Below are 26716 nucleotides of genomic sequence, written 5' to 3' on the forward strand. Positions count from 1 at the left end.
CGACCAGGATGATTGCACTTCTGCCACGCCCTACCGTTCTGCTGGCACTCGCCCTGATGGCGGTGATCGGCATGATGATCCTGCCGGTGCCGACCTGGTTGCTGGACATCGGGCTTGCCGTGTCTTTTGCGCTGGCCATCCTTATGTTCACCGTCACCTTGTTCGTGGAGCGCCCGCTGGATTTCTCGGCCTTCCCGACAATCCTGCTGTCCTCCCTGATGCTGCGACTGGCGCTGAACGTCTCATCCACCAAGCTGATCATCGGTCAAGGGCATACAGGCACGGCCGCCGCCGGCCATGTGATTGAAGGCTTTGCCAATTTCATCATGGGCGGCAATCTGCTTCTGGGTGTCGTGGTGTTCTGCGTCCTTATGATCGTGAATTTTACCGTCATCACAAAGGGGGCAGGTCGCATGGCCGAGGTCGGGGCCCGTTTCGCACTGGACGGGATGCCGGGCAAGCAACTTGCAATCGACGCCGACATGGCAGCAGGCGCGATCACCCATGAAGAGGCGAAGACGCGACGGGAACGCGAACTGGCCGAGACCAACTTTTTCGGCTCGCTGGATGGTGCGTCGAAATTCGTCAAGGGCGATGCTGTGGCGGGCCTGCTGATCACAGGGCTGAACATTGTCATGGGCCTGATCATGGGCATTGTCATCCATGGCATGCCTGTGGGCCGGGCCTTTGAAACCTACGCCATCCTGACGGTTGGCGATGGTCTGGTGAGCCAGATCCCGGCGGTGGTGATTTCGGTCCCCGCGGCAATCCTGCTGGCGCGTGGCGGTGCGACGGGGGCGGTAGATGTGTCGTTCTTCCATCAGCTTGGGCAATATCCGGCAGCAATGGGCACAGTGGCGCTGCTGCTCGCGCTGTTTGCGCTGGTGCCGGGTCTGCCCTTTCTGCCTTTCATGCTGGGCGCGGCTGCGCTGGGCGGTCTGGCGTGGAACGGCTTGCGCCGCCGCGCCTTGCCACCCGCCACTGAAGCAGAGGTGGCGGCTGAACCGGCAAGGAAATCCCTGGGTGATCTGCTGGATTTCGACGATATTCATATCGAATTCGCGCCCAGTCTTATCCCGATGGTGCTGGACCCCGCAACCGGGCTGGATGCGCGCATCCAGAATATGCGCAATCATATCGCCACCAGCTTCGGGCTGATCCTGCCGGAAATCCGGCTGACGGACGATCCTCTGTTGCCTCCGGGCAGCTACCGCATCCGACTTCAGGGGGTCGAACGGGTGCGTGATCGTCTGATCCCGGACCGGGTGCTGGCGCTGCTGGCCGAAGGTGTGGCGGCGCCCGAGGGGATGGATGTGCGCGAGCCCGTTTATGGCGCTGCGGCACGATGGATCGCGGCTGACTCGCAGGAAGACGCAGCCATTGCGGGATTGACCGTTGTGACACCAGCCGAGGTTCTGGCCACGCATTTGCTTGAGGTTCTGAAAGCCAATCTGGCGCGGTTGCTGACGTTGAAGGGGCTTCGTCGGCTGCTGGACGAATTCGTCAAGGTCAGCGATCCGTCGCGGGCCGAGGCGAACCGTCGGTTGCTGGATGAACTTGTCCCTGACCGTGTGCCGGTTGACATGCTGTTGGCGGTGCTGCGGCTTTTGCTGGACGAAAGGGTCTCGATCCGCAATCTGCCGCTGATCCTGGAGGCCATCGCCGAAGCGCGCGGCCTCGGTCACCCCGAGGCGATCTGCGAACATGTCCGGCAGCGGCTGGGTTTCCAGCTGGTGGCCGAGTTGAAGCGCGAGGATGGCACCATTCCGCTGCTGCAACTGGCGCCCGAATGGGAAAAGACCTTTGCCACCTATCAGATCGACGGAGAGCGCGGGTTGCGTGATGTGGCCCTGCCGCCTGAACAATTCGGCCGACTTGCCACCGCCCTGGCAGAGCGGCTGTCGCGCGCGGCGGAAGCAGGCACTTTCCCGGCGCTTGTCACCTCGACCCTGCGACGGCGCTTTCTGCGCACGGTTCTGGCGGCACGGGGGCTGACGACGCCTGTCCTGTCCTATGACGAAATCGGGCTGGAGGCACGCCCGGCGATGATTGGCACGGTTCCTGCATGATGGGGCTGTTTCCCTTGCTAACACAGCTTGGCGACCTTGCCGCTCCGCTTTTCGCGGCGGCCCTGGTCGTATTGCTAAGGGTTGGCGCGGCGGTGGCATTGATGCCGGGCTTCGGTGAAACCATGCTGCCAGCGCGGATAAAGCTGGTTGCGGCGCTTGCGTTTACCTTGATTGTCACCCCGATGGTCCTGCCGCAGGGCCTGCAACCCGAAACCGTGGGATTCACCCTGTTTCTGACGGAACCGGCCATTGGCCTGATGCTGGGGCTTGGCCTGCGCTTCTTCATCTTCGCGCTGCAAACGGCCGGTGCGATCATCGCGCAGGCCACTTCGCTGTCGCAGTTCTTTGGTGGTATGGGTGAGTCGCAACCCGCGATGGGGCATGCGCTCAGCCTCGCAGGCCTCGCGCTATTCATGACTCTGGGCCTGCATCTGCGGGCCGCCCAATACCTTGCCGAAAGCTACAGCACCTTTCCGCCCGGCACCATATTGCCTTCGGGCGACCTGCTGCATTGGGGGCTGGCGCAGGTTGGCCGATCCTTCCGGCTTGCGTTGGCCTTTGCCGCTCCGTTCGTTATCGGCTCGCTCCTTTACAATGTGGCGATCGGCGTGGTGAATCGGGCGATGCCGCAATTGATGGTGGCTTTTATTGGTGCCCCGGCGCTTACCCTTGGGGGCCTCGCCTTGTTTGCCCTGGTGGCGCCGCTGATCCTGCCGGTCTGGGCAGACGCGGTTGAGAGCTTTCTCCTCAATCCGCTGGCAGCGCCATGAGCGAGGATAGCGACGACAAGACATTCGAGGCGTCGCAGAAGCGGCTTGACGATCAGCGCCGCGAAGGCCGGATCGCGCGATCACAGGATCTGCTGTCGGCGGCGGCCTATACGGGATTTCTGCTTGCCCTTGTTTTGACCGGCGGTTGGTCGGCGCAGCATCTGGCTGCGCAACTTGGGGGCGTGCTGGCCAATGCCGATCTGTTGTCGCGTCAAATGACGGCCGGCGCGCGGGCATCCTTGGTCGGCATTCTGCCGGATCTGCTGCTACCGCTGCTGCCTGTGTTTGGCCTGCCCGCGATGATGGTGCTGTTGGCCTTGACCGCACAGCGTGCCTTTCTGTTTACCCCCACAAATCTGTTGCCGAAGCTTTCGCGCATTTCTCCGCTTGCAACAGCTACGCAAAAGTTCGGGCGGCGCGGGATGTTCGATTTTGCAAAGAACACCGTAAAACTGGCAATCGTGGCTGGTATCCTGGGGGCCTTTCTGACCGGTCGGATGGATGAGGTGGTATCGTCCCTGCGTGTGACGCCGGAACAGGGGCTACTGGTTCTGGATGATCTTCTGACCGGCTTCGTGACACTTGTGGTGTTGACCGCTTTGGTGATCGGAATGCTGGATTACCTTTGGCAGATTGCAGAACATCGCCGCCAGAATCGCATGTCGCGGCAAGAGATGAAGGATGAACACAAGGAGGTCGAGGGCGATCCGCATGCCAAGTGGCAGCGCCGCCAGCGCGGGCAAGAGATCGCCACCAACCGGATGCTGCGTGATGTGGCAGAGGCGAGCGTGGTGATCGTCAACCCGACGCATTATGCGGTGGCGCTGAAATGGAGCAAGGCTTCCGGTCGTGCCCCGGTTTGTGTTGCGAAAGGGGTGGACGAGATCGCGGCGCGCATCCGTGAACGGGCGGCAGAGGCAGGCGTGCCCATGCACAGTGATCCGCCCACCGCGCGGGCGCTGCACTCCGTGATGCAGATTGGTGATGAAATTCCGGCAGATCAGTTCCGTGCCGTGGCGGCCGCGATCCGTTTTGCCGATGCGATGCGAAAACGGGTGAGGGGGCGATGACAGACGAACGGCTTAAGCAATTGGCTACGTTAAGCGATCTGATCCGTGACCGGGCGCTGGAGGATCTGCGTCGCGCCGCAGCCGAACGGGATATGACAAAGGCCCACCTTGCCGGCTTGGCGGTCCTTCCTGCGACAGGTCTGTCGCCGCTTGCAGCCGCGCGCGCGGCGCAAGCCTATCAGCAATGGGCAGATGAAAGGCGCCGCCAGTTGAATATGCAACTCGCGCGCCAGACTGTGACGGTCATGCAGCGGCAGGCCGACGCCAGGCAGGCTTTCGGACGGGCGGAAGTCTTGCACCGTCTGGCCGCATCGGGCCGCCGCTAACACTCAGAAGTCGAGGTTTTCGACGTTCAGCGCGTTCTGCTGGATAAATTCGCGCCGTGGTTCGACGACATCGCCCATCAGCTTGGTGAACAGGTCATCTGCCTCGGCCACATCATCGACGCGCACCTGCAACAGGGTGCGGGCATCGGGGTCCAGCGTGGTTTCCCACAGCTGTTCGGGGTTCATCTCGCCCAGACCTTTGTAGCGTTGAAGGGTCAGGCCCTTTTCGCCTTCGGCCAGCACAGCCCGCAGCAGGTCGCCAGGCCCGTGAATTGGCAATTCACGGTCTTTCCGCGCCAACCGGGATTCGGTGGCGAAATACTCTTTCATTCCGCCTGCGACCTGCGACAGCTTGCGCGCCTCGCCCGAGCGGAGAACCGCGCCGTCCAAGGTGCGCAGCTCTTCGACCCCGCGCAACACGCGGCTGAGGCGGATGCCGTGGTCCTGCGTGATGCGGCCTTGCCAGCCGCGTTCATATTCCACCGCCACCGCATCCAGACGCCGGGCGACGGATTCGGCCACTGCCTGAAGATCCGCATCGGCGCGGCCCGCATCAAAGGCCCCGGCGAGCGCGGCCTGTTCAAGGATATTGCGGGGATAATGCGTCGGGAAAGCCTCCAGAACGCGGCGGAAGGCGCGGGCACCATCGACCACGCGACCCAGATCGGCCCCGGCAATCTCGGTCCCGTCACCAAGGCGCAGCACGGCGCCATCGGTGCCCTGTTCGATCAGATAGTCTTCGAAAGCGGCCTGATCTTTCAGGTAAACTTCTGATTTTCCACGAGAAACTTTGTAAAGCGGCGGCTGCGCGATATAGAGGAAGCCGCCCTCGATGATCGCGGGCATCTGCCGGTAGAAGAAGGTCAGCAACAGGGTGCGGATATGCGCGCCGTCTACGTCGGCGTCGGTCATGATGATGATCTTGTGATAGCGCAGCTTGCCGATGTCGAATTCGTCGCGGCCGATTCCGGTGCCCAGGGCTGTGATCAGCGTGCCCACGGTTTCGGACGACAGCATCCGGTCAAACCGCGCGCGTTCCACATTCAGGATCTTGCCCCGCAGCGGCAGAACCGCCTGCTGTTTGCGCGAACGGCCTTGCTTGGCGGAACCACCGGCCGAGTCCCCCTCGACGATGAACAGTTCCGACAGCGCCGGGTCTTTTTCCTGACAATCCGCCAGCTTGCCGGGCAGCGAGGCGACATCCATTGCGGTCTTGCGCCGGGTCAGTTCGCGCGCCTTGCGCGCCGCCTCGCGCGCCAGTGCGGCCTCAATGATTTTGCCGACGATGATCTTGGCTTGCGCCGGATTTTCCTCGAACCATTCGGCCAGCTTTTCGTTCACAAGGTTCTCGACCGCGGGCCGCACCTCGGACGAGACCAGCTTGTCCTTGGTCTGGCTGGAGAATTTGGGGTCCGGCACCTTCACGCTCAGCACGCAGGTCAGCCCCTCGCGCGCGTCGTCGCCGGTGAAATCGACCTTCTCGCGCTTGGCGATTCCGCTGTCCTGCGCGTATTTGGTGATGGTGCGGGTCAGCGCCCCGCGCAAGCCTGCGAGGTGGGTGCCGCCGTCGCGCTGCGGGATATTGTTTGTGAACGGCAATACGGTTTCATGGTAGCTATCATTCCACCACATCGCCACCTCGACGCCGATTCCGCCGCGTTCGCCCACCATGTAGATGGGCTCCTGCATGACCGAAGTCTTTGAACGGTCGAGGTATTTCACGAATTCCCGAACGCCGCCATCATAATAGAGCTCGGTCTTGACCGGCTCGGCATGTCGGTCGTCCTCAAGGATGATCCGCACGCCGGAATTCAGGAAAGCCAGTTCGCGCAACCGGGTTTCCAGCGTTTTGAAACTGTAGTCGAGGTTGGAAAACGTGCCATCCGGCCGGTTGGTCTTGGCGGAAGCCAGAAACCGCACTTCGGTGCCGCGTTGGCCGGGTGCCGGGCCAACCTCATGCACATGAACCACACATTCGCCGTGCTCAAACCGCGCGCGATATTCGGTGTCATTGCGCCAGACCGTCAGTTCCAGCCATTCCGACAGCGCGTTCACAACCGAAACACCAACGCCGTGCAGACCGCCAGACACCTTGTAGGCGTTGCCCCCTTCGTCGGTATTGTTGAACTTACCGCCCGCGTGCAGCTGCGTCATGATGACTTCGGCCGCCGAAACGCCCTCTTCCGCGTGCATATCAACCGGGATGCCGCGGCCGTTGTCGCGCACCGAAACGCTGTCGTCAGCGTGGATTTTCACATGCACATAATCGGCATGTCCGGCCAGCGCCTCGTCGATGCCGTTATCGACGACCTCATAGACCATGTGATGCAGGCCGCTGCCATCATCGGTGTCGCCGATATACATGCCGGGGCGCTTGCGAACAGCCTCCAACCCCTTGAGAACCTTGATGGAATCGGCGCCGTATTCACTCGGCTTCTTCGCGGCTTCGGCCATGTATCGAACATCCCTCGAATTGTCCGCGATTTATAGCGACTGGGGTAGGGAATGTCACCCCTAGGGGGGTGAATTGACCGTCAAAGGAAGGGGATCGCCAGCGCAACGGCAATCAGCATCATGCCCGAGCCGACATTGAGCCGGTGCAGGTTCTTCGGGCTGGACAAGAGTGCCCGCGCACGGTCCAGAAACAGGGCAAGGCCAAGGTTGCCCAGCATCGGCACAAGGGCGGAAACCGCGATAATGGCGATGATGTCGGCCGTTGTCAGGCGCTCCAGATCAAAAAAGCCAGGCAAGGCGCCCATGTAGAACAGGATCGCCTTCGGATTGCCGATCACCGCGGCCAAGCCTACGGAAAACCCGGCCCAGAGACCCGGCCGTGTCAGTCGGCTGTCGCTGCCGGGCGCCTGCGGTTTCTTCCGCAGAAGCAGCACGCCCATGACAAGAAAGATTGCCGCCGCGACCCAGCGCAGGAGACTCAGCACATCGCCGTAAAGCGTGGTGATCCAACTGAGGCCCAGTATGGCGCTCAGCGGCCAGAACAGATCGCCCAGTGCCACGCCCACGGCCAGAGGCCATGCGGCGGCGAATCCGCCGGACAGCGCGCGCGCCGTCAGGGCGACCCAGACCGGACCGGGAATGGCCCACAGCGCCGCCATGCCGCCCGCATAGACGATCAATTGCCAGAAAGTGATGCTCAAGATGGGGTTACTCCGGCAGGTGCAGCGAGCCGTCCGCTTCCAGCGGCCAGAACGGGTTCATGGCCACTTCCCAGACATGGCCATCCGGGTCGGCCCAATAACCGGAATAACCGCCCCAGAACACCTTTTCAGGTGCCTTCAGGGCGGTTGCCCCGGCGGTCAGTGCGGCGGCAAAAGCCGCGTCCACCTCTGCCTCGGTCGCAAAATTCTGCGCCAGCGTGATAGCCCCGGTGCCCAGAACAGCCCCTTTGCGGCCCTGATCCGTGGCTAGGTCATCCCGCCCGAACAGCCCAAATACCATGCCGTTGATCTGGAAGAAGGCCACTGTCTCCTGGCTTTGCGCATGTTCCTGCCAGCCGAGCCGGGCATAAAAAGCGCGCGCGGCGGCCAGATCGGCCACGCCAAGGGTAATCAGGGTCACACGCTGCGGGGTCATGGCACCTCCCGGATGCTCGACAGGCCGACGTCATCGGCGATGGCGAAGCTTTGCCCGCGCGCGCCCAGACTGTCAAACAGTCCCGGCTCGGTTCCGGTCATGATCGCCTGCGCCCCCAGGGCGCAGATCTCGTCATAAAGCGCGGCACGACGCCCGGCATCCAGATGCGCGGCCACCTCATCCAGCAAAAGGATCGGCGGCCGTCCCAGATCGGCGGCCAGCGCCCGCGCATTGGCCAGCATCAAACTGATCAGCAGCGCCTTCTGCTCGCCTGTCGAACATTGATCGGCGGGCACGCCCTTGGCGCTGAACACAGCTTGCAGGTCAATGCGATGCGGCCCCAGTAGCGTGCGCCCTGCCGCCATGTCTCGGCGCCGGTTTTCTGCCAGCGCGGCGGCAAGGTCATCCACCTCGCCTTCGGGGTGAACCAGCGTCAGTGATGCGCGGGGAAAGGCGGTCTCCGCCCCCTCCTGCGCGGCCGTCAGCCGTGCCAGCGCATCGGCGCGGTTCGCAGCGATCACCGCGCCAGAGGCCGCCATTTGCGCCTCCAGCGCGCCATACCAATGCGGGTCGCGAACCTCGTCCTTCAACAGCCGATTGCGGTCACGCATGGCCTTTTCGTAAGTCAGAACGGCCTCGGCATGATCGGGCGAAAAGCTCAGCACCGTGCGATCCAGAAACCGCCGCCGTCCCTCCGCCGCCTCGATCCATAGCCGGTCCATCGCGGGCACCAGCCAAACCATGCGCAGAATGCGCGCGAGTGCCAGTTGCGGTGCGGTCTTGCCGTCGATCCGCACCTGACGCGGCCCGCCCTCGGCCCAGGTTTCCAGCTCATGCGCCGCGCTCAAACCCGCCACGGTAGCCGCGATCTTCCAGCCGATCGCCTCGGGCCGCCGTGCCAGATCTTCCGCCGCCGCGCGCCGCAAGCCACGGCCGGGCGAGAGCAGCGACACCGCCTCAAGGATATTGGTCTTGCCCGCACCATTGGCCCCGACCAGCGCCACCGGCCGCCCGTCAAACTCCAGCCGCGCGGCGCGATGGCTGCGGAAATGCGAAAGCTGAAGCGTCAGGATCGCCAGACCGCTCACCCGAACCCCTTTTGCTTCTTGCCCAAATACTCAAAAGAACGGCGGCCAGAGGCGCCGCCGTTGCCTTGTCCCGCGTCGGCGTCAGACGCGCATCGGCATCACGACATAGACCGCCGAAGTGTCATTGCCTTCGCGCATCAGGGTCGGATCGCCGGAGGAGTTGAACAGGAACACCGCATTTTCGCGGTCCACCTGGCTCGCGATTTCCAGCAGGTATTTGGCGTTGAATCCGATCTCCAGCCGCTCGTCGCCATAGGCCACGGCCAGTTCCTCCTCGGCGGCGCCGCTGTCCGGAGCATTGACCGACAGGATCAGCCGGTCTTCGTCAAGGCTCAGCTTCACAGCGCGCGAGCGTTCCGAAGAAACGGTCGCCACCCGGTCCACCGCCTTGGCGAAATCGGTGGCATCCACCTCCAGCCGGCGCGAATTGTTCATCGGAATGACACGGGTGTAATCCGGGAAGGTGCCGTCGATGACCTTCGAGGTCATGGTGATGGCCGGCGTCGCAAAGCGCACCTTGGTTTCGGACACCGAAACCGCGATCTGCGCTTCGTCATCGTCCAGAAGTTTGCGCAGCTCGTTCACTGTCTTGCGCGGCACGATGACGCCCGGCATGCCCTCGGCGCCTTCCGGCAGCGGCGCGTCGATCCGGGCCAGACGGTGCCCGTCGGTCGCCACGCAGCGCAGCACCGGGCCATCCTCGCCGGTCGAGACATGCATATAGACGCCATTCAGGTAATAGCGGGTTTCCTCGGTCGAGATGGCGAATTTCGCCTTGTCGAACAGGCGGCGCAGCACCGGGGCGGCGGCGGCGAAGTTCGTCGTATATTCCGACGAGGCCATGATCGGAAAATCTTCTTTCGGCAGCGTCGCCAGATTGAAGGTCGAACGCCCGGCGGTCACTGTCAGCCGCCCGGCCGCAGGATCGTCGGCCAGCGTGACCAGCGCGCCATCAGGCAATTTGCGCACGATTTCATGCAACATCACGGCCGAGACCGTGGTGGCGCCGGGGCGTTCCACCATGGCGGGGGCACGGTCCACCACTTCGATGTCAAGATCGGTGGCGCGGAAGCTGATCTGGGCGCCTTCCGCCTCCATCAGCACATTGGCGAGGATCGGGATGGTATTGCGCCGTTCCACCACAGACTGCGCCTGAGCCACGGCCTTGAGCAGCGTGCCGCGTTCAATGCTGATCTTCATCCCTGTCATCCTTCGCTTGCGGGATACCGAAATTAGCCGGTTCCCGCCGGTTCTCAAGCAATTTCGGCGACATTCGGCCGGAACGGCGTGGCCGTCAAGTCACAGCCGTCAGGTCAGGGCAGGCGTGACCGGCAGGGCGTTGCATTCCTGCCCCGCCTGCCGCCGCGTGGTCAGCCTTGTAAAAGACGCCGCAACAGTTGCAGATCGTCAGCCAACTGGCTGTCGGTCGCCATCAGTTCCTCGATCTTGCGGACACCATGCATGATGGTGGTGTGGTCGCGTCCGCCGAAGCGGCGGCCGATTTCCGGCAGGCTGCGCGGCGTCAGCTGCTTGGCCAGATACATCGCCACCTGACGCGGCCGGGCGATGTTGCGCAGACGCTTCGGCCCGATCATGTCGCTGAGGCGGATGTTGTAATGTTCCGCTACCTTGCGCTGGATTTCCTCGATGGTGACCTTGCGGTCCGAGGCGCGCAGGATGTCGGCAAGGCAGTCTTGCGTCAGGTCCAGCGTGATTTCGCGGCCGACGAGGCTTGCAAAGGCGAACAGGCGGGTCAGCGCCCCCTCCAGCACGCGGACATTGGTGCTGATACGATGTGCAAGGAATTCCAGCACGCCCGGCGCGATCACCAGACCTTTATACTGGTCGCGGTAGAATTCGGCCTTCTGTTGCAGGATGCCAAGACGCAGCTCGTAATCCGTCGGGTGCAGATCCACCACGAGACCGCATTGCAGGCGGCTCTTGATGCGCTCCTCCAGATCCTTGATCTCGCCCGGCGCGCGGTCGGCGGAAATCACGATCTGCTTGTTCTGGTCTACCAGCGCGTTGAACGTATGGAAGAATTCTTCCTGCGTCGAATCCTTGCCTGCGATGAACTGCACGTCATCGACCATCAGCACATCGACCGAGCGGAACATCTCCTTGAAATCCATGACCGAACGGTCGCGCAGCGACTGTACGAAGCGATACATGAACTGTTCGGCCGACAGGTAAAGCACGCGCAGGTCAGGTTTGCGCTGCTGAAGTTCGTGCGCGATGGCATGCATCAGGTGCGTTTTGCCAAGGCCGACACCCCCATACAGAAACAGCGGGTTGAAGGTCACCGGCCCACCTTCGGCCACGCGGCGCGCGGCGGCATGGGCAAGCTCGTTCGGCTTGCCAACCACGAAACTGTCGAAGGTGAAGCGGGCATCCAGCGGGGCGCCGGGCAGATCGTCGTCACGCAGGCGGCTTCGGGCTGCGGTTTTTTCGCTGGCGCGGGGGGCGGGTTTGGCGGCCGTGCGCATGGGCTTGGCGGCAACTGCGCCCGCACCAACGGCAAACTCCACGCGCGAAATCTCGGCGCCGGCGGCATTCAGATGATTGCGGATATGCTCACCATAGTTGCGCGATACCCAGTCGCCAAAAAATGTCGTCGGCACTTCGAAATGCGCGACGCCATTCTTCAGCACGGAAAGCTTCAGAGGCTCGATCCAGGTGGTGTAGTTATGCTTCCCCAGCCGTTTTTCCAGTTGCTCACGAATCTCGCCCCAAGTCTCGTTTGTCATTCTCTTTTCAACCCGTCCCGTGCCGTTCTTTGGCTACGTTGGGGCGCATACGGCGCCCTATCCCCACATACTTGCGCGGCTTGGCCGCGTGCATTTCGCTGGGTCAGGGGAAACGACAGAGGCTTCACGGCCGGATATTCCGGTCATGTGCGCCAAATGGCGGATTCTGCGCAAAAATAGCGCAGGCCATGTCACATAGAGACTGCAATCCTAGCCAGGTTCCCTGCATGGGCAGCATGCAGGGCGGCAGCCCATGGCTTCGGATCGCAATCGCGTGTGTCCCCCAGGACAGCGGAATCGCAGGGCCAAGCTAGCCCGCCGCACGAGGCGCCTGCAACCGAACTTCGCTGTTGACAGAAGTTTGTGGCAGCGAATCCCGAGTCGCGTGCAAACGTGCCACGAACGCTCTGAAAAACGCTGAAATTGGCGAAAAACGGGCTTGAAAACGCAAAAAGCGCGCCGTTTGGCGCGCTTAGGGCGTGACCTTCATGTCACGATGGATTCGGGCAGATCAGGCGTTCAGGGCCTTCACGCGCGAGGCCAGACGCGACATTTTGCGCGCCACAGTGTTCTTGTGCAGAACACCTTTGGTCACGCCGCGCGCCAGTTCCGGCTGGGCATTTTTCAGGGCTTCGGTGGCAGCCGCCTGATCACCCGAGGCCAGAGCTTCCTCGACCTTGCGCAGGTAGGTGCGGATGCGCGAACGACGGGCCTTGTTGACGGCATAGCGCGCTTCGGACTGACGGGCGCGTTTCTTGGACTGGGGCGTATTGGCCATGGGCTTAATCCTTCGGGTCTTCTGTTTCGGTTGCTACAATAGACCCAAGGCGACCGTCCCTTCGGGAAGGTCATGATTCTTGCCTAAGCGGGCCCACGCGCATGTACCGTGGGCCTATAGGTCAGATTCCCGGCAAAGGGAAGCGGAATCAGCGGTCGCGGAACTGCGGCTGCCGCTTTTCAAGGAAGGCGGCCATACCCTCCTTCTGATCCTCGGTGGCGAAGAGGGCGTGGAACACCCGGCGCTCGAACAGGATGCCTTCGCGCAGCGTGGTTTCGTAGCTGCGGTTCACGCATTCCTTGACCGCGAGGCTGGTCAGCATGGATTTCTCGGCGATCTTGGCCGCGGCCTTCTTCGTTTCCGACAGCAGGTCCTTGGCGGGCACCACACGGCTGACAAGGCCCGAGCGTTCGGCCTCGGCGGCATCCATGAAGCGGCCGGTCAGGTGCATGTCCATCGACTTCGATTTGCCGACAAAGCGTGTCAGGCGCTGGGTGCCACCGATTCCGGCCACAACGCCAAGATTGATTTCGGGCTGACCGAATTTCGCCGTGTCCGAGGCGATGATGAAATCGCAGGCCATGGCGAGTTCGCAGCCGCCCCCCAGTGCATAGCCGGATACTGCCGCAATGATCGGCTTGCGGGTGCGCATGATGGCGTCGGATTCGCGGGCGAAGAAATCCTCGCCAAACATATCGACAAAGGTTTTCTCCGACATTTCCTTGATGTCGGCACCTGCGGCGAAGGCTTTCTCGGACCCGGTGATGATGATGCAGCGCACCGAATCGTCCTTGTCGGCCTCACCCAGCGCCACCGCCAGTTCGGAAAGCAGCTTGCTGTTCAGTGCATTCAGCGCGTCCGGCCGGTTCAGGCGGATCAGCGCGATATAATCCTCGATCTCGACGATCAGCGTCTCATAGGCCATGCGGAGGCTCCCCTTTGGTCTGGGCCGAGTCCTATCAGCCTCACGGAAACGTGCAAGCCCGCAGTCCCGACGTTACTTCTGGCAGGCGGGACAGAAGAAGCTTGAGCGCCCCGATTGCACGATCCGGTGCAGATGTGCCGTGCAACCGGGCGTCGTGCAGGGCTGGCCCTCGCGGTCATAGACCCGGAAACTGTGCTGGAAATAGCCCAGTTCGCCATCGGCTTGCCGGTAATCCTTCAGCGATGATCCGCCCGCTTCTATGGCCTCGGCCAGAACCTCGCGGATCAGCGGCACCAGGCGCGCGGCCTCGGCGGGCGAAATGTCGCGGGCAAGGCGGGCAGGGTGGATACCGGCGCGGAACAGCACCTCGCAGACGTAGATGTTCCCCAGCCCCGCCACCAGGTGTTGATCCAGCAGTGCCGATTTGACCGGCGTGGCCCGGCCTTTCAGGCGGGAGGCCAGATAATCCTCGTGGAAATCGTTGCCCAGAGGCTCCGGCCCCAGAACGGACAGCAGCGGATGCGCCTCGGCCGTGGCGGTGGGCATCAGATCCATCGCGCCGAAGCGGCGGGCATCGTTGAAGGTGACGCGGCCGCCACCCTCCATATCCAGCACGACATGATCATGCTTGGCAGGCGCCGGGTGGTCGTGGTGAAAGCCGCCCACCTGCGCCCCGGAAATCAGCATCCGCCCCGACATGCCCAGATGGATCAGCAGCGTCTCGCCTGTCGAAAGATCGGCAAGGATGTATTTCGACCGCCGCCGCAGGGTGTTCACCTTCGCCCCGGTCAGCCGGTCGGCCATGCCGGGCGGGAAGGGCCAGCGCAGGTCGGGGCGGTTCACCTGCGCGCGGGCGATCACCTGCCCCTCCATCACCGGCAAAAGGCCACGGCGGACGGTTTCAACCTCGGGCAGTTCGGGCATGGCTTCCCCTTCGGACAGATCGGCGCATTGCGGCGGGCACGCTCTGGCCTATAAGGAGGTCCAGCGCCGCGACGGCAAGCCCTGCGAGTATCCGATGACAGACGATCAGAAAACCACCCATTTCGGCTTTCAGACGGTGAACGAGGCCGAAAAGGCCGGGATGGTGCATGGTGTCTTCACCCGCGTCGCCAGCAAATACGACGTGATGAACGACGCCATGAGCCTTGGCATCCACCGCATCTGGAAGGATGCGATGATGGACTGGCTGGCGCCGCGTCCGGGGACGAAGCTGCTGGATGTGGCGGGTGGCACGGGGGATGTGTCCTTCCGTTACCTCAAGCGCGCGCCGGGTGCGCATGCCACCGTTCTGGACATGACCGAATCGATGCTGGTCGAGGGCCGCCGGCGGGCCGAGGCGGACAGCATGGCCGACCGGCTGGATTGGGTGGTGGGCGATGCGATGGCGCTCCCCTTCAAGGCCAATACCTTCGATGTCTACACGATCAGCTTCGGCATCCGGAACGTGACCCGCGTGCAGGATGCGCTGAACGAGGCGTTCCGTGTGCTGCGCCCCGGCGGGCGGCTGATGGTGCTGGAATTCAGCCAGATCCCCAATGATCTGATGCAGAAGGCCTATGACCTTTACAGCTTCAACCTGATCCCGGTGATGGGGCAGGTGATCGCGGGGGACCGTGACAGCTATCAGTATCTGGTGGAAAGCATCCGTAAGTTCCCCGATCAGGAAACCTTTGCCGGGATGATCCGGCAGGCGGGCTTCGGGCAGGTGAAGTATCGCAACCTGACCATGGGCATTGCCGCGCTGCATTCCGGCTGGAAGATCTGATGCGCGGGCCGCACAACATCATCCGCCTCGTGCGGACGCTGGCCACGATGGAGCGCACGGGCGCCATCGGGCAGGTTCTGGCCGCGATGGACGCGCCGCCGCGTTTGCGTGCCGTCGCACGGGTGCTGGGCTGGCCGTTCAAATGGCTGGGTCTGAAGGGCGACCCGGCGCTGCCGCCGACCACGCGCGCGCTGACTGCGCTGGGTCCGGCCTATATCAAGTTCGGTCAGATCCTTTCGACCCGTCCCGACATCGTGGGCGAGGAACTGGCCGAGCAGCTGAAATACCTGCAAGACAAGCTGCCGCCCTTCCCGGTCGAAACCGCCAAGCGGATGATCGAGGAGGAGTTGGGCATCTCGGTCTCCTCCGAATTCATCGAATTTTCCGAACCCGTCGCCGCCGCCTCCATCGCGCAGGTGCATCGCGCCCGGCTGGCGGAAACCGGCGAGGAGGTCGCGGTCAAGGTGCTGCGCCCCGGCATCGAACGCGCCTTCCGCAAGGACATCGACGCCTTCTGGTTCGCCGCGCAGGCGATCGAGCTGATCTCGCCCGCCTCGCGCCGGTTGCGGCCAAAGGATGTCATTGCCCATTTCGAGGGCGTGGTGATGGGCGAGCTTGACCTGCGGCTGGAAGCCGCCGCTGCGGCCGAGTTTGCGGCAAATACCGAAACTGACGCGGGTTTCCGGGTGCCTAAACCCGTCTGGGCGCTGTCCAGCCGCAATGTGATGACGCTGGGCTGGGCCGAGGGCATCGCGCTGGCCGACAATGCCGCACTGGATGCCGCCGGGCATGACCGCGTGGCGCTGGGCGCGCGGGTGCTGGAGCTGTTTCTCAGCCATGCGCTGCGCGACGGCTATTTCCATGCCGACATGCATCAGGGCAACCTGAAGGTCGGGGCCGATGGTGCGATCATCGCCTATGATTTCGGGATCATGGGGCGGCTGGATGACTATACCCGCCGCGTTTATGCCGAAATCCTGTTCGGCTTCATCCGCAAGGATTACCGCCGCGTCGCCGAGGTGCATTTTGAGGCTGGCTATGTGCCCGCGGACCGCGACATCGACGAATTTGCACGCGCGCTGCGCGTGGTGGGCGAGCCGATCTTCGGCATGGACGCCAGCCGCATTTCGATGGCGCGGCTGCTGGCCTATCTGTTCGAGGTGACGGAACGCTTCGGAATGCAGACCCGGACCGAGCTGATCCTGTTGCAGCGCACCATGGTGGTGGTTGAGGGCGTGGCGCGTGGTCTGGACCCGCATATCAACATCTGGCAGGTCGCCCACCCGGTGGTCGAAGGCTATATCAAGACCAACATCGGCCCTCGCGCCCTGTTGCGCGATCTGGTGCAGACAGCGCAGGTTCTGGGCCGGTTCGGGCCGAAATTGCCCGCCCTGGTCGAGGCGCAGCTTGTGCGCCAGTCGCGCCCGGAGGCAGAGCCGAAACGCCCGCTGCATCCCGCGCTCTGGATGTTGGCGGGGGGCGCGCTGGTCGGGGCAGGCGTTGTTCTGGGCGCACTGGTCTGAGGCGGCTCAGCTTGCCTTGCTGAGCCGGCTGGACAGCAGGTCGCCGGTTTCCGACAGGATCGGATAGGCGATCATGGTGAAGGCCGAGTTCACCTGTTTCAGCGCGCGCAACGTCTCCTGATGCACGCTCGACGTCTCGATGCTTTCGGAAAGCCCCTCGCGCAGCCGCTCCAGGTGCGACCGCTGCAATTGCTGTTCCAGATCGCGCACATGGTCCTTTTCCTCGACCAGCGCGCGGGCGGCATCGGGATTCAGCGTCATCAGCACGTTCAGCGCCGCTTGTGCATTCGACAGAACACGGTCGTGGAAATCGCACAGTTCCTTCCAGCCGGTCGCGGAAAAGCGCGTGCCTTCCTGATCCAGCCGCTTGGCCAGCGCCACGATGGAATCGCTGATCGTGTTGCTGGCGCCATCCATGTTGACTGCCATTTCCGCCAGTTCCATCACACGGCCATTGGTATCCTCATCCGGCGCCGCGCGCTGGATGCGGGCCAGATACAGCTTCACCTCAAGGTGCATCCGGCTGATTTCGGCCTCTTTGGTCTTGATGGCGGCGGCGGTGTCGTCGTCCCATTTCTGAAACAGCGAGATGACGGGGCGCAGCATCGCCTCGACCATTTCGCCCATCATCAACACCTCGCGCGCGGTGCAGGCCAGTGCGCGGTCGGGCTTCGTCAGTGCCGCGGGATCCAGCGCCGAAAGCCGCGTCAGTTGCGCCGCGTCGGGCGGAGCCTGCACCCAGGCGGAGACCGCGCGCAGGATCGGGCTGACCAGCGGCAGCGCGATCAGGGCGAGCGCAAGGTTGAACAGCAGATGCAGGTTGATGACCTGCCGGGCAGGCGTGGCGCCAATCATCTCAAGTGGCGGTGCCAGCAGCAAGAGCACGATCAGCGCGATCAGGGCTCCGCCGCCGCGCAGCGCCAGATTGGCAAGGATCACCCGCCGCGCCGCAAGTTCGGCGCCGAGTGTCAGCATATAGGCGATGACCGCGCCGCCCAGATTGGCGCCCAGCACCATGGCGACGCCTGCGGTAACGGGCAGCACGCCCTGCGCCGCCAGTGTGACGAACAGCAGCACCGCTGCGACCGAGGAATACATCATCCACGCCAGCAACGCGCCGATGACGAAGGCCGTCATCGGATCGCCGCCCAGATAACCCATGGCCGACACCAGCGCAGGGCTGTCGCGCAAGGGCTCGGTCGCGTCACGCAGCATGGAAAGTGAGACGAAGATCAGCGCCAGCCCGATCAGGATGCGTCCGCCCATGCGCGAATGCCGCTGTTTGCCTTTGAGGAACAGCCCCACCCCGCCGATCAGCAGCAGAGGCACCAGCCAGTCGGCCCGCGTCATCAGGATCTGCGCCACGATGGCCGAGCCGACATCGGCGCCCAGCATGGTTGCCAGCCCCGCCACCGCCGGCATCGCGCCTGAGGCCACGAAATTCGCCGTCAGGATCGCCACGGCAGTAGAGCTTTGCAGCAGCACTGCCGCCATGATTCCGATCCCGGCCGAGACAGCCCGGTTTTCTGCCCCGCGCCGCAAAAGCTTGCGCAACAGCACCGACCAGCCACGCTCCACCCCGGTCCGCACCAGCCGCACCGACCACAGCAGCAGCGCGGCCGCGCCGGAGACATGGATCAGGAACAGCAGGGGCGAGGTTTCGGTCATCTGGTCTCTCGGGTCTGGCGCCGGGGGGCGGAGCCTGGATATGTCATCAAACTGTTACAAAATGCGGTATAGCCTGCGGGCAGGCGGGGCTACCCGCCTTTGGGTCCGGCTTGTGGTCGGGGCATCGGGGGCATTCCTGTGCGTCCGGTGTTTGCGCGTTTTTCAGGCATAGTGCCGCGCTTCCGCGCGCTTTACCAGCGCGCAGATTTCTGTCCTTGGGTCACAGGATCGGGAGAGTGGTGCTCAGCCGCGCGGTGGCAGCAGGGCGCCGGGGTTCATCAGGCACTGCGGGTCGAACACCGCCTTGATGCCGGCCATCATGTCCAGCCGGACAGGATCGACCAGTCGCGCCATTTCCTCGGTCAGCTTTCGGCCGATGCCATGCTCGGCCGAGAAGCTGCCGCCATGGGCGATGGCCACGTCATGAATGGCACGCTCGACCTCCAGTTCCATCGCCTCCTTGTCGGGGAGGGCGGTCCAGAACTCGCGCGGGAACATCAGGATGTAATGCACATTCCCATCGGCCAGATGGGCGACGATGGCGCGTTCGGCCTGTGGGAAACGCGCGGCGGCCACGCGGTCGGCATCGGCGATGAAGCCCGCCACCTCGGAGGGCCGGACCGAGGTATCCAGCACCACGCCCACCCCTGTCAGCTTGTTCGCCTCGGTCACCGAATGGCGGAAATGCCAGATGTTTTCGGCCTGCGCCTCGCTTTGGGCGATCACCGCATCGGCGATCAGCCCTTCCTCCATAGCCTCTGCCAGCAGGGCTTCCAATTGCGGTGCAAGCACGTCATCGGCGCGCGAGGACGCAAGCTGCACCATCAGCGACCAGTCGGGAAGCGCCGCCAAAGGCATGCGGATGTCGGGGAAGTGGCGCACCACATAGCTCGCCTCGGCGCGGTCGATCATTTCCAGCGCCTCGACCAGCGCGCCGAAAGTGGCGCGGATGCGGGTGGCCACCTCCAGCGCCTGATCGACCGAGGCGAAACCAAGCCAGCAATCGGCGCGGCTTTGCATCCGGGGCGCAAGGCGCAGCACGGCACCCGTAATCACCCCCAACGTGCCCTCGGACCCGGCGACGAGCTGGGTCATGGAGTAGCCGGTGTTGTTCTTGCGCAGGCCGCCCAGATCGGACAGCACGCGCCCGTCGGCCAGCACGAGTTCGACCCCCGCCACGAGATCGCGCATCGCACCATAGCGCAACACGCCGGTGCCGCCGGCATTGGTGGCGATCAACCCGCCGATCTGTGCGGTGCCTTCGGATCCGAGGTAAAGCGGGAATTGCAGGTTCAGCTTTTCCGCCTCGGCATGGACCTCGGCCAGTGTCATCCCCGCATCCACGGTCAGCAGGCCGGAATGCAGATCGGCCTGCCGCAACCGGCGCATCCGTTTCAGACCGATCACCACCCCCGCTTGCGGCACCGCACCATAACACAGCCCGGTGTTGCCGCCCTGTGGAAAGACCGCGATCCCGCGCGCGGTAACGGCCCGGACCGCCGCCGCAGCCTCGTCAACCGTCGCCGGAAGCAGAACCGCCAGCGCCGTGCCACTGCGACGACCCCGAAAATCAGTGACATAGGGGGCAATGTCCGCCGCTTCGGTCAGCAGCCCCTTCGGGCCGAGGATCGTGGTGAGCTCGGCCAGCAGCGCGGGATCGGCGGTCATGGTCAGGCGGCCTCGCTTTGCCCGATGTGGCCCAGAACGGCGGTCAGCATTGCCATCGTCTCGGCCGAAGGCGCGGTCAGAGGCAGGCGCACCGGGCCCATGTCTTGCCCGGCCATCTTCATCAACGCCTTCAGCGGGCCGGGGTTGGTTTCGCGGTAGATCGCCGTCAGCACCGGGTCAATGCGGTGCTGCATGGCCAGCGCCCCGGCCAGATCGCCGTTGCGGGCCAGATCGAAGACCTTGATCCAGTATTCCGGATAAAGCGAGGCCGAAGCCAGAACGCCGCCCTTCGCCCCCAGTGCCACATGGGTGGCGAACAGTGGTTCCTCGCCGCTGAGCACGGCCAGCCGGTCGCCTGCCTCGCGCAGCGTGGCGATGAAGCCCGGCACGTCATAGTTGGAATATTTCATGCCGATGATCGTGCCATCCTCTGCCAGCCGGGCATAGGTTTCCGGGCTGAGCGCGGCATTGGTGCGGCGCGGAATTTCATAGGCCATGAGCGGCAGGTCCACCGTATCGCGGTAGCGGGCGAAATAGGCGCGCATGCCTTCCTGCGGGCCGACCGCGTAATAGGGCGTCACAAGCATCAGACCAGCAGCCCCCGCCGCCAGAAAGTCGCGCCCGGCCTCCAGCGCATCCTCATAGCCGGTGGACAGCACGCCGGGCAGGACCGGGGCGCCTTCTGCCGCCTCGACACAGGCGGATACCACGCCTGCGCGCTCGCCCCGCGACAGGGCGGGGTATTCGCCGGTGCCACCGATCGGCACGATCCCTGTGGCGCCCGCCGCCAGTTGCCGCTTCACCAACGCCTTGACCGCGTCATAATCCACCGCGCCTTCGGCGGTGAAGGGCGTCACGATGGCGGTGAACAGCCCGTGCAGGTCATCCTTGGTCAAAGTCATGGTCTTGGTCCTTGGTCAAACGATCAGAGAAAGCCCAGCAGTCGCGGCAGCGTCAGCGAAATCGCCGGCACATAGGTCACCAGCAGCAGCACCACGAGGTTGGAGCAGAGGAAGGGAAGCGAGGCGCGCACGATCCGCCCCAGCGAAACGCCCGAGATTGACGAGCCGAGGTAAAGCGCCAGCCCGTAGGGGGGGGTCATCAGTCCGATCATCACATTCATCACCATGATGACCCCGAAATGCACCGGATCGACGCCCATCTGTGCGAGGATCGGGGTGAACAGCGGCGCGAACAGCAGAAGCTGGACGGAATCACCGATCCACAGCCCGTTGATGAGGAAGAAGATGTTCAGCGCCAGCAGCAGCATCCAGGGTTGCAGGTTATAGGCCGCCACCAGATCGCCCAACTGGTTCGGCAGCCGTTCATTCGCCAGCACCCAGGAAATGATCGTGGCGAAACCGACGATCAGGTAAACCGAGGCCGAGGTGCGCGCAGAACGGTCGAGGATGGCCCACAGCGCCTTGAGGCTGAGATTGCGATAGGCCAGAAAACCCACCAGCAGCGCGTAGGCCACGGCCACCGCCGCCGCCTCGGTCGCGGTGAAGATGCCCGAGATGATGCCGCCGATGATGATCATCGGCATGAAGATGGCGAAGAAGGCATTGCCGACGATGTTCAGCGCCACCGCCAGCGTCAGGTTGGCGATGGGGTTGGCCTTGAAGCCGAAGCGCCGCGCCATGATGAAGATCAGCGCCATCTGACCCAGACCCAGCATCATGCCCGGCACGGCACCGGCCAGAAACAGCGCCGCGACCGAAGTATTGGTCAGCGCCGAAAACATGATCAGCGGAATCGAGGGCGGGATGATCGGCCCCTGAATGGCCGAACTGACGGTCAGCGCGGCCGAGAAATCCTTGTCGTAGCCGTCTTTCTCCATCATCTCGATCTCGACCGGACCAAGTGCCGAAATGTCGGCCAGCGCCGATCCCGATACGCCCGCGAACATCATGGAGCCCACGACGTTCACATAGGCCAGCCCCCCGCGTAGCCGCCCGACCAGCAGGCGCGACAGGTTCACCAGCCGCTCGGTCATGCCGATGGCGCTCATGATCTCGCCCGCAATGATGAACAGCGGGATCGACAGCCAGATGAACACATCCATCCCGGTGAAGAACTTGTGGGCGTAGATATCCAGCATGTCGGTCATGCCGGGTTTCACGAAGAAATAGGCAAGACCCGCAAAGCCGATGGCAAAGATCACGGGGCTGCCCAGTAGCATCAGCGCCAGCAGCAGACCGACGATGGCAAGAAGCGGCTGATCCATCGCTCAGATCTCCGAATTCAGGATGGAGGGGCCGGTATCGACCGGGCCGCGGATCAGGTCACGCAGCGCCAGCACCAGCATGTGAAACAGCATCAGGGCGGCGCCGACCGGGACCGAGAGGTAAATCCAGAAGAACGATATTCCCAGCGTGACCGCCTGACGGCGCTGACCGAACAGGGCATTCTCGAACCCTTTCCAGACCAGAACCGCCAGCATCGCCGCCAGCAGCAGGCGGAAGGCAGCGTTGCGGTAGCCCAGCAGGCGTTGCGGCCAGAAGTGATCGAAGAAATCGACGCGGACCAGTTGATCGTCGCGGACCAGCAGACTGCCTGCCAGCATCACGACCCAGACCATCAGGTAACGCGAGACTTCCTCGGGCCAGGGCAGCGAGAAGCCGAAGGCGTAGCGCAGCACAACCTGAAGAAACAGCACGCCGAAGATGATCAGCAGCAGAACCCGCGCTACGGCGGAGGTGACCCACGACAGGACCGTGGCAAGGCGTTCAAGTAGCGGAAGCATGGGCACCCCGAGGGAAGGGGCGGGCGGCGAACCGCCCGCCGTTGGCTCAGTTGGCCTGCGCGGCGGCGACGGCGGCGGTCAGTTCGTCAATGATTTCCTGTCCGGTGGTTTCGGCCAGGATCTTGGCCACCGGCCCGCGCGCCGCATCGACGAATTGCTGGAACTCTTCCGGCGTCGGCTGGTAGATTTCAACGCCCGCCTTGCGGATCACGGCCAGATCCTGCGATTCCTTCGCGGCGATCACGCCCAGCATGGCGAAGGCAGCCTCGTCAGCGGCAGCCTTGAAAGCGCGCTTGTCCTCGTCGGGCAGGGCCTTCCAGTAATCCTCGTTGACGGTGATCAGCGGCATGTTGATCAGGTGGTGATCCAGCGTGTAATACTTCTGCACCTCCTGCAAATTCGCCATCAGCATGGTATAGGGCGCGTTTTCCTGCCCATCCACGACGCCGGTCTGAAGCGCGCTGTAAAGCTCGGCCCAGGCAATCGGCGTTGGCGAGGCACCCAGAGCCTCGACCATGGCGACGTGAATCGGCACCTGCTGGGTGCGCATCTTCATGCCTTTCATGTCGGCGGGCGACTTGATGAGCTTGGTCGAGGACGAGAAGTTGCGGAAGGCCGAGGGCAGATAGGCAAGGATGCGTACGCCCGATTGTTCGGCGACCAGATCGGACAGCTTCTGCCCGAAGGGCCCGTTCAGCACCTCGCGCGCCACGGCGGTGGAAGGGAAGCTGTAGGGCAGCTCCAGCACCGAGGCGACGGGCGCATAAGCCGCAAGGTGCCCGGCGTTCAGCCCGCCCACCATTTGCAGCGATCCGCGGACGTTCTGTTCGGCCAGCGATTCCAGATCGCCCATCTGGCCGTTGGGGAACACCTGCACTTCATATTTACCGCCGGTCTGCGCGGCGAGCGAACTGGAGAAAACCTCTGTATAGGTCCAGTAGGTATTGGCCAGAAGGTCGCCTTCGCCATCGACATGGGCGAAGCGCACGGTTTCGGCATGGGCCGCAACGCCCCCGATGATCAGGGCGCAAGCAGTCATTGCGCCAAGGCGCATGTTACGGAAATAGCTCATATATTTTCCCCGTCGGCTTTGGATTTCGTTGTGGCGGCTGTTCCGCGCCTAGAAAAAGCCTGTGCAAAAATTCTCGTTTCGTCAATAATTTTATTATACGAAAACTGCATTTCCTTTTTGACCGATGTTTCGCTAAGATGCATGGATGGGAAAGACGACCCACAGAGCCGGCTGCCTGTTGCGGAGAAGCCTTCCGGTGAAATGGGTTACGCGAAATATTGATCCGGCCCGGGCAACAGGGCGCTGTTTGAAAGGTGTGCAATGCTGGTCAGCGGTCAGACGCTACTGAGTCAGACGGAAACGCTTGCGGCAAGCGAGCCTGCGGAGCCCGCCGAAGAGGCGATCGGCGAGCGAATCATCGGTCTGCGAAAGGCGCGCGGGCTGACGCTTCAGGAATGCGCGCGGTTGTCGGGTGTGGCCGCCTCCACCCTGTCGAAGATCGAGCGGAACGACCTGTCTCCGACCGTTTCAACTCTTGTGAAGATCGCCTCGGGCTTCGGGGTGGAACCGGCCGAGCTGCTGGCGCCCAGCCGGGTCGCCACCGCGCCGGGGCGTCGCGCGGTCAGCCGTCAGGGTGAGGGCAAGGCGCATACCTCGCAATCCTGCCAGAACCGCCTGTTGTGCAGCGATTTGAAGAACAAGCGCATGGTGCCCGTGCGCACCCGTGTGACCGCCCGGAGCACAACCGATTACCCGGTCTGGCCGCAATCGGATGCCGAAATCTTTCTCTGGGTCGTTTCGGGCCGGATGCTGCTGCATTCCAAGGTCTATGAGCCGCTGGAACTCGGCCCCGGCGATTCCGTCTATTACGACGGCAATGTCCCGCATTGCTGGACGACGGCCAGCGACGAAGATGCCGAGGTCATCTGGGTGGTGAGCGCCTGAAATGGCGACCTTCCTCAGTTTCGATGCGGCCCGGCGCAACGCTCGCCGTCGCCTGCCGCGCGGGCTGTTCGACTATATCGACCGGGGCGTGGGCGAGGAAGCCAGCCTGCGGGCCCTGCGCGCCCGGCTGGATGCCGCCGAAATCATGCCGCGTGCCTTGCAGGGGCGGCCCCACCCCGACACCGGCTGCGCCTTGTTCGGGGAACGCTTCGCCGCACCCTTCATCATCGCCCCTACGGCCATGGCCGGGCTGGTGCATCGGCAGGGCGAGGCTGCGCTGGCGCGGGCGGCCGGGGCGGCGGGCATCCCGTTTTCATTGTCCACCCAATCGGTCAGCGGGGTGGATGACATCGCCCGCGCATCGCCCGAAACTGTGATCTGGATGCAGATTTACCTCTGGCGCGAGCTGAGCTTCACCGAGGCCCTGCTGCGCCGCGCGCGCGATGCCGGTGTTCGGGTGCTGGTGATGACGGTGGATACTCCGGCCGGATCACGCAAGGAATGGAACCTGCAAAGCGGCTTCAACATGCCCTTCCGCATGTGCGCGCGCAGCCTGATCGACCTTGCGCTGCGCCCCAACTGGTTGGCGGGGGTGATGCTGCCGCAGGTGCTGCGTGGAGGTATCCCGCAGATGGACAATTACCCCGAGGGTCTGCGCCCCCGCCTGATCGGCCCGCCGGTCGATCCGCGCCTGTCCTTGATGCCGGGGCTGAACTGGGATCACGTCGCCTGGCTGCGCGACCGCTGGTCCGGCGCGCTGATCCTGAAAGGCATTCTGTCGCCCGAAGATGCACGGCGCGCGGTTGAGGCTGGTGCCGACGGTATTGTCGTTTCCTCGCACGGCGCTCGGAATTTTGACGCAGCCCCCGCGCCCATCGACGTTCTGCCGCAGATCGTCAATGCGGTTGCGGGGCGCCTGACAGTTCTGGCGGACAGCGGCGTGAAACGTGGTCTTGACGTTCTGCGCTATACCACACGCGGGGCGCGGGGCGTCATGCTCGGTCGGCTGCCGCTCTGGGCGCTGGCCTCGGGCGGCGAGGCAGGCGTGCGCGAAATGCTGGCGGTCCTGCGCGCCGAATATGCCGAGGCGCTGAACTATCTGCTGCCCGCTGAAGCCTAGTGCGGTGCCAGATCCGGGTGTGCGGCTGCAAAGGCGGGCAGGCTTTCCAGATGCGCGCCAATCCGGGTCAGGCGGGGTGTCGTTGTCAGGTCCACTCCCCAGCGCCGCGCATTGTAAAGCTGCGGCACAAGGCAGATATCTGCCAGCGTGATCCCGGCGCCAAAGCAATGGTTCCCATGATCCACCATCTCCTCGACGGCGCGCAGGCCGGGCGAAATCATGTCGCGCATCCAGCTTTCCATGGTGATCCCGCCATTGGATTGTGCCACCGCATAACGTGCGACGCGCAGGTTGCAGACCGGGTGGATCTCCATCGCAATGGCATGGGCGATGGCACGGATGCGCGCCCGATCCCCCGCCGATCCGGGGAGCAGGTTCAGCCCGCGCGTTTCGTCCAGATATTCGACGATGGCCAGCGATTGTGTCAGCGACAGTCCGTCGATGCCCAGCACTGGTACCAGACCCTGTGGGTTGCGCGTCAGATGTTCGTCAGCGCGCTGGTGGCCGGCGACCAGATCAACCGGAATGCTTTCCCAGTGCAGACCGGCAAGCCCCAATGCGATTCGCACCCGGTAGCTGGCCGATGAACGCCAGTAATCGAACAGACGGATCATTTTCTGGTCTCCTGTCGCGCCAGGCGCGATGTCTGGGTCACTCGTTTCATTTGCAATAAATATCTTGACTTCGTTACATCTGCAACTATTTATCTGCATACCCCCCGGAGGGGCGGCAGGATGAACGGAGGGGGGTTGCCATGACGAATGACATTGATGTGTCCGGGCTTCGGCGTGCTGGTGGTATTTTTGCTGGCGGGCAGTTTGGGTACATGTCTGGTTTTGGGAATGATTTTGAGACGGAGGCCTTGTCGGGTGCTTTGCCTCAGGGTCAGAATTCGCCGCAGA

The 26716-nt window shown here is 63.5% G+C and carries 25 protein-coding genes; 9 read left to right on the top strand and 16 right to left on the bottom strand.

Annotated elements, in window-relative coordinates; all coding sequences use genetic code 11:
• Positions 1-8 precede the first annotated feature (8 nt).
• The 4 genes from flhA to D2N39_RS15550 are packed head-to-tail and all read left to right on the top strand — an operon-like array spanning position 9 to position 4235.
• Positions 9-2069, top strand: a complete 2061-nt coding sequence (gene flhA, locus D2N39_RS15535) for a flagellar biosynthesis protein FlhA (RefSeq protein WP_119135691.1) — start codon at positions 9-11, stop codon at positions 2067-2069.
• Entirely contained in the window at positions 2066-2839 is a 774-nt protein-coding gene (locus D2N39_RS15540; protein WP_119135692.1) for a flagellar biosynthetic protein FliR, read from the top strand. The genes flhA and D2N39_RS15540 overlap by 4 nt, the downstream gene beginning before the upstream one ends.
• The gene (locus D2N39_RS15545) at positions 2836-3909 is read left to right on the top strand and encodes an EscU/YscU/HrcU family type III secretion system export apparatus switch protein (protein ID WP_119135693.1); all 1074 of its coding nucleotides are present in this window, start codon (positions 2836-2838) and stop codon (positions 3907-3909) included. Before D2N39_RS15540 ends, D2N39_RS15545 begins: the two co-directional genes overlap by 4 nt.
• Positions 3906-4235 (top strand): hypothetical protein, encoded by a 330-nt coding sequence (locus D2N39_RS15550; protein WP_119135694.1) that lies wholly within the window; start codon positions 3906-3908, stop codon positions 4233-4235. The genes D2N39_RS15545 and D2N39_RS15550 overlap by 4 nt, the downstream gene beginning before the upstream one ends.
• A 3-nt stretch (positions 4236-4238) precedes the next feature.
• Here the strand turns inward: D2N39_RS15550 and gyrB are convergent, their stop codons facing one another.
• The 9 genes from gyrB to mutM all read right to left on the bottom strand — a co-directional run bounded on the left by gyrB (position 4239) and on the right by mutM (position 14288).
• Positions 4239-6689, bottom strand: coding sequence for a DNA topoisomerase (ATP-hydrolyzing) subunit B (gene gyrB, locus D2N39_RS15555; RefSeq protein ID WP_119135695.1), 2451 nt, complete (start codon positions 6687-6689; stop codon positions 4239-4241).
• Between the two features lie 80 nt (positions 6690-6769).
• A complete protein-coding gene (locus D2N39_RS15560; protein ID WP_119135696.1) occupies positions 6770-7390 on the bottom strand; it encodes a LysE family translocator in 621 nt (206 codons plus the stop codon).
• Positions 7391-7397: 7 nt separating this feature from the next.
• Positions 7398-7826 carry a VOC family protein gene (locus D2N39_RS15565; RefSeq protein WP_119135697.1) on the bottom strand — a complete coding sequence of 143 codons (429 nt, stop codon included), beginning with the start codon at positions 7824-7826 and terminating at the stop codon, positions 7398-7400.
• Entirely contained in the window at positions 7823-8914 is a 1092-nt protein-coding gene (recF, locus tag D2N39_RS15570) for a DNA replication/repair protein RecF (protein ID WP_119135698.1), read from the bottom strand. Before recF ends, D2N39_RS15565 begins: the two co-directional genes overlap by 4 nt.
• An 81-nt stretch (positions 8915-8995) precedes the next feature.
• The gene (gene dnaN / locus D2N39_RS15575; RefSeq protein WP_119135699.1) at positions 8996-10114 is read right to left on the bottom strand and encodes a DNA polymerase III subunit beta; all 1119 of its coding nucleotides are present in this window, start codon (positions 10112-10114) and stop codon (positions 8996-8998) included.
• Positions 10115-10284: 170 nt separating this feature from the next.
• A complete protein-coding gene (gene dnaA, locus D2N39_RS15580; RefSeq protein WP_119135700.1) occupies positions 10285-11661 on the bottom strand; it encodes a chromosomal replication initiator protein DnaA in 1377 nt (458 codons plus the stop codon).
• A 511-nt stretch (positions 11662-12172) separates the two neighbouring features.
• A complete protein-coding gene (rpsT, locus tag D2N39_RS15585) occupies positions 12173-12439 on the bottom strand; it encodes a 30S ribosomal protein S20 (RefSeq protein WP_119135701.1) in 267 nt (88 codons plus the stop codon).
• A gap of 148 nt (positions 12440-12587) precedes the next feature.
• On the bottom strand, positions 12588-13364 hold the full coding sequence (locus D2N39_RS15590; RefSeq protein WP_119135702.1) for an enoyl-CoA hydratase: 777 nt from the start codon (positions 13362-13364) through the stop codon (positions 12588-12590).
• Positions 13365-13436: 72 nt separating this feature from the next.
• On the bottom strand, positions 13437-14288 hold the full coding sequence (gene mutM, locus D2N39_RS15595; RefSeq protein ID WP_119135703.1) for a bifunctional DNA-formamidopyrimidine glycosylase/DNA-(apurinic or apyrimidinic site) lyase: 852 nt from the start codon (positions 14286-14288) through the stop codon (positions 13437-13439).
• Positions 14289-14382: 94 nt separating this feature from the next.
• On the opposite strand from mutM, the gene ubiE reads away from it, so the two are divergent.
• Positions 14383-15132 carry a bifunctional demethylmenaquinone methyltransferase/2-methoxy-6-polyprenyl-1,4-benzoquinol methylase UbiE gene (gene ubiE, locus D2N39_RS15600; protein ID WP_119135726.1) on the top strand — a complete coding sequence of 250 codons (750 nt, stop codon included), beginning with the start codon at positions 14383-14385 and terminating at the stop codon, positions 15130-15132.
• Positions 15132-16655, top strand: coding sequence for a 2-polyprenylphenol 6-hydroxylase (gene ubiB, locus D2N39_RS15605; RefSeq protein ID WP_119135704.1), 1524 nt, complete (start codon positions 15132-15134; stop codon positions 16653-16655). The genes ubiE and ubiB overlap by 1 nt, the downstream gene beginning before the upstream one ends.
• Positions 16656-16661: 6 nt before the next feature.
• On the opposite strand, the gene D2N39_RS15610 is transcribed toward ubiB, so the two are convergent.
• The 6 genes from D2N39_RS15610 to D2N39_RS15635 form a co-directional block, all read right to left on the bottom strand.
• Positions 16662-18323, bottom strand: coding sequence for a Na/Pi cotransporter family protein (locus D2N39_RS15610; protein ID WP_119135705.1), 1662 nt, complete (start codon positions 18321-18323; stop codon positions 16662-16664).
• A 243-nt stretch (positions 18324-18566) separates the two neighbouring features.
• Positions 18567-19991 (bottom strand): FAD-binding oxidoreductase, encoded by a 1425-nt coding sequence (locus tag D2N39_RS15615; protein WP_119135706.1) that lies wholly within the window; start codon positions 19989-19991, stop codon positions 18567-18569.
• A 2-nt stretch (positions 19992-19993) separates the two neighbouring features.
• Complete coding sequence (dapA, locus tag D2N39_RS15620; protein WP_119135707.1) at positions 19994-20893, bottom strand: 4-hydroxy-tetrahydrodipicolinate synthase; 900 nt, start codon at positions 20891-20893, stop codon at positions 19994-19996.
• A 23-nt stretch (positions 20894-20916) separates the two neighbouring features.
• On the bottom strand, positions 20917-22218 hold the full coding sequence (locus D2N39_RS15625) for a TRAP transporter large permease (protein WP_119135708.1): 1302 nt from the start codon (positions 22216-22218) through the stop codon (positions 20917-20919).
• A 3-nt stretch (positions 22219-22221) separates the two neighbouring features.
• A complete protein-coding gene (locus tag D2N39_RS15630; RefSeq protein WP_119135709.1) occupies positions 22222-22737 on the bottom strand; it encodes a TRAP transporter small permease in 516 nt (171 codons plus the stop codon).
• 46 nt (positions 22738-22783) lie between these two features.
• Complete coding sequence (locus D2N39_RS15635; protein ID WP_119135710.1) at positions 22784-23809, bottom strand: TRAP transporter substrate-binding protein; 1026 nt, start codon at positions 23807-23809, stop codon at positions 22784-22786.
• Positions 23810-24070: 261 nt separating this feature from the next.
• Between D2N39_RS15635 and D2N39_RS15640 the strand changes: the two genes are divergently transcribed.
• Both D2N39_RS15640 and D2N39_RS15645 read left to right on the top strand, forming a co-directional pair.
• Positions 24071-24694, top strand: a complete 624-nt coding sequence (locus D2N39_RS15640; RefSeq protein ID WP_119135711.1) for a helix-turn-helix domain-containing protein — start codon at positions 24071-24073, stop codon at positions 24692-24694.
• Between the two features lies 1 nt (position 24695).
• Complete coding sequence (locus tag D2N39_RS15645; RefSeq protein ID WP_119135712.1) at positions 24696-25814, top strand: alpha-hydroxy acid oxidase; 1119 nt, start codon at positions 24696-24698, stop codon at positions 25812-25814.
• Here the strand turns inward: D2N39_RS15645 and maiA are convergent.
• Positions 25811-26428, bottom strand: coding sequence for a maleylacetoacetate isomerase (maiA, locus tag D2N39_RS15650; protein WP_119135713.1), 618 nt, complete (start codon positions 26426-26428; stop codon positions 25811-25813). The genes D2N39_RS15645 and maiA overlap by 4 nt on opposite strands.
• A 140-nt stretch (positions 26429-26568) precedes the next feature.
• Here maiA and D2N39_RS15655 point away from each other — a divergent pair.
• Positions 26569-26716 (top strand): homogentisate 1,2-dioxygenase (locus tag D2N39_RS15655; RefSeq protein WP_233557203.1); only part of this gene is annotated, 148 nt, incomplete at its 3' end.

The sequence above is a fragment of the Gemmobacter lutimaris genome (assembly GCF_003570715.1).
Classification (GTDB): Bacteria; Pseudomonadota; Alphaproteobacteria; order Rhodobacterales; family Rhodobacteraceae; genus Gemmobacter; species Gemmobacter lutimaris.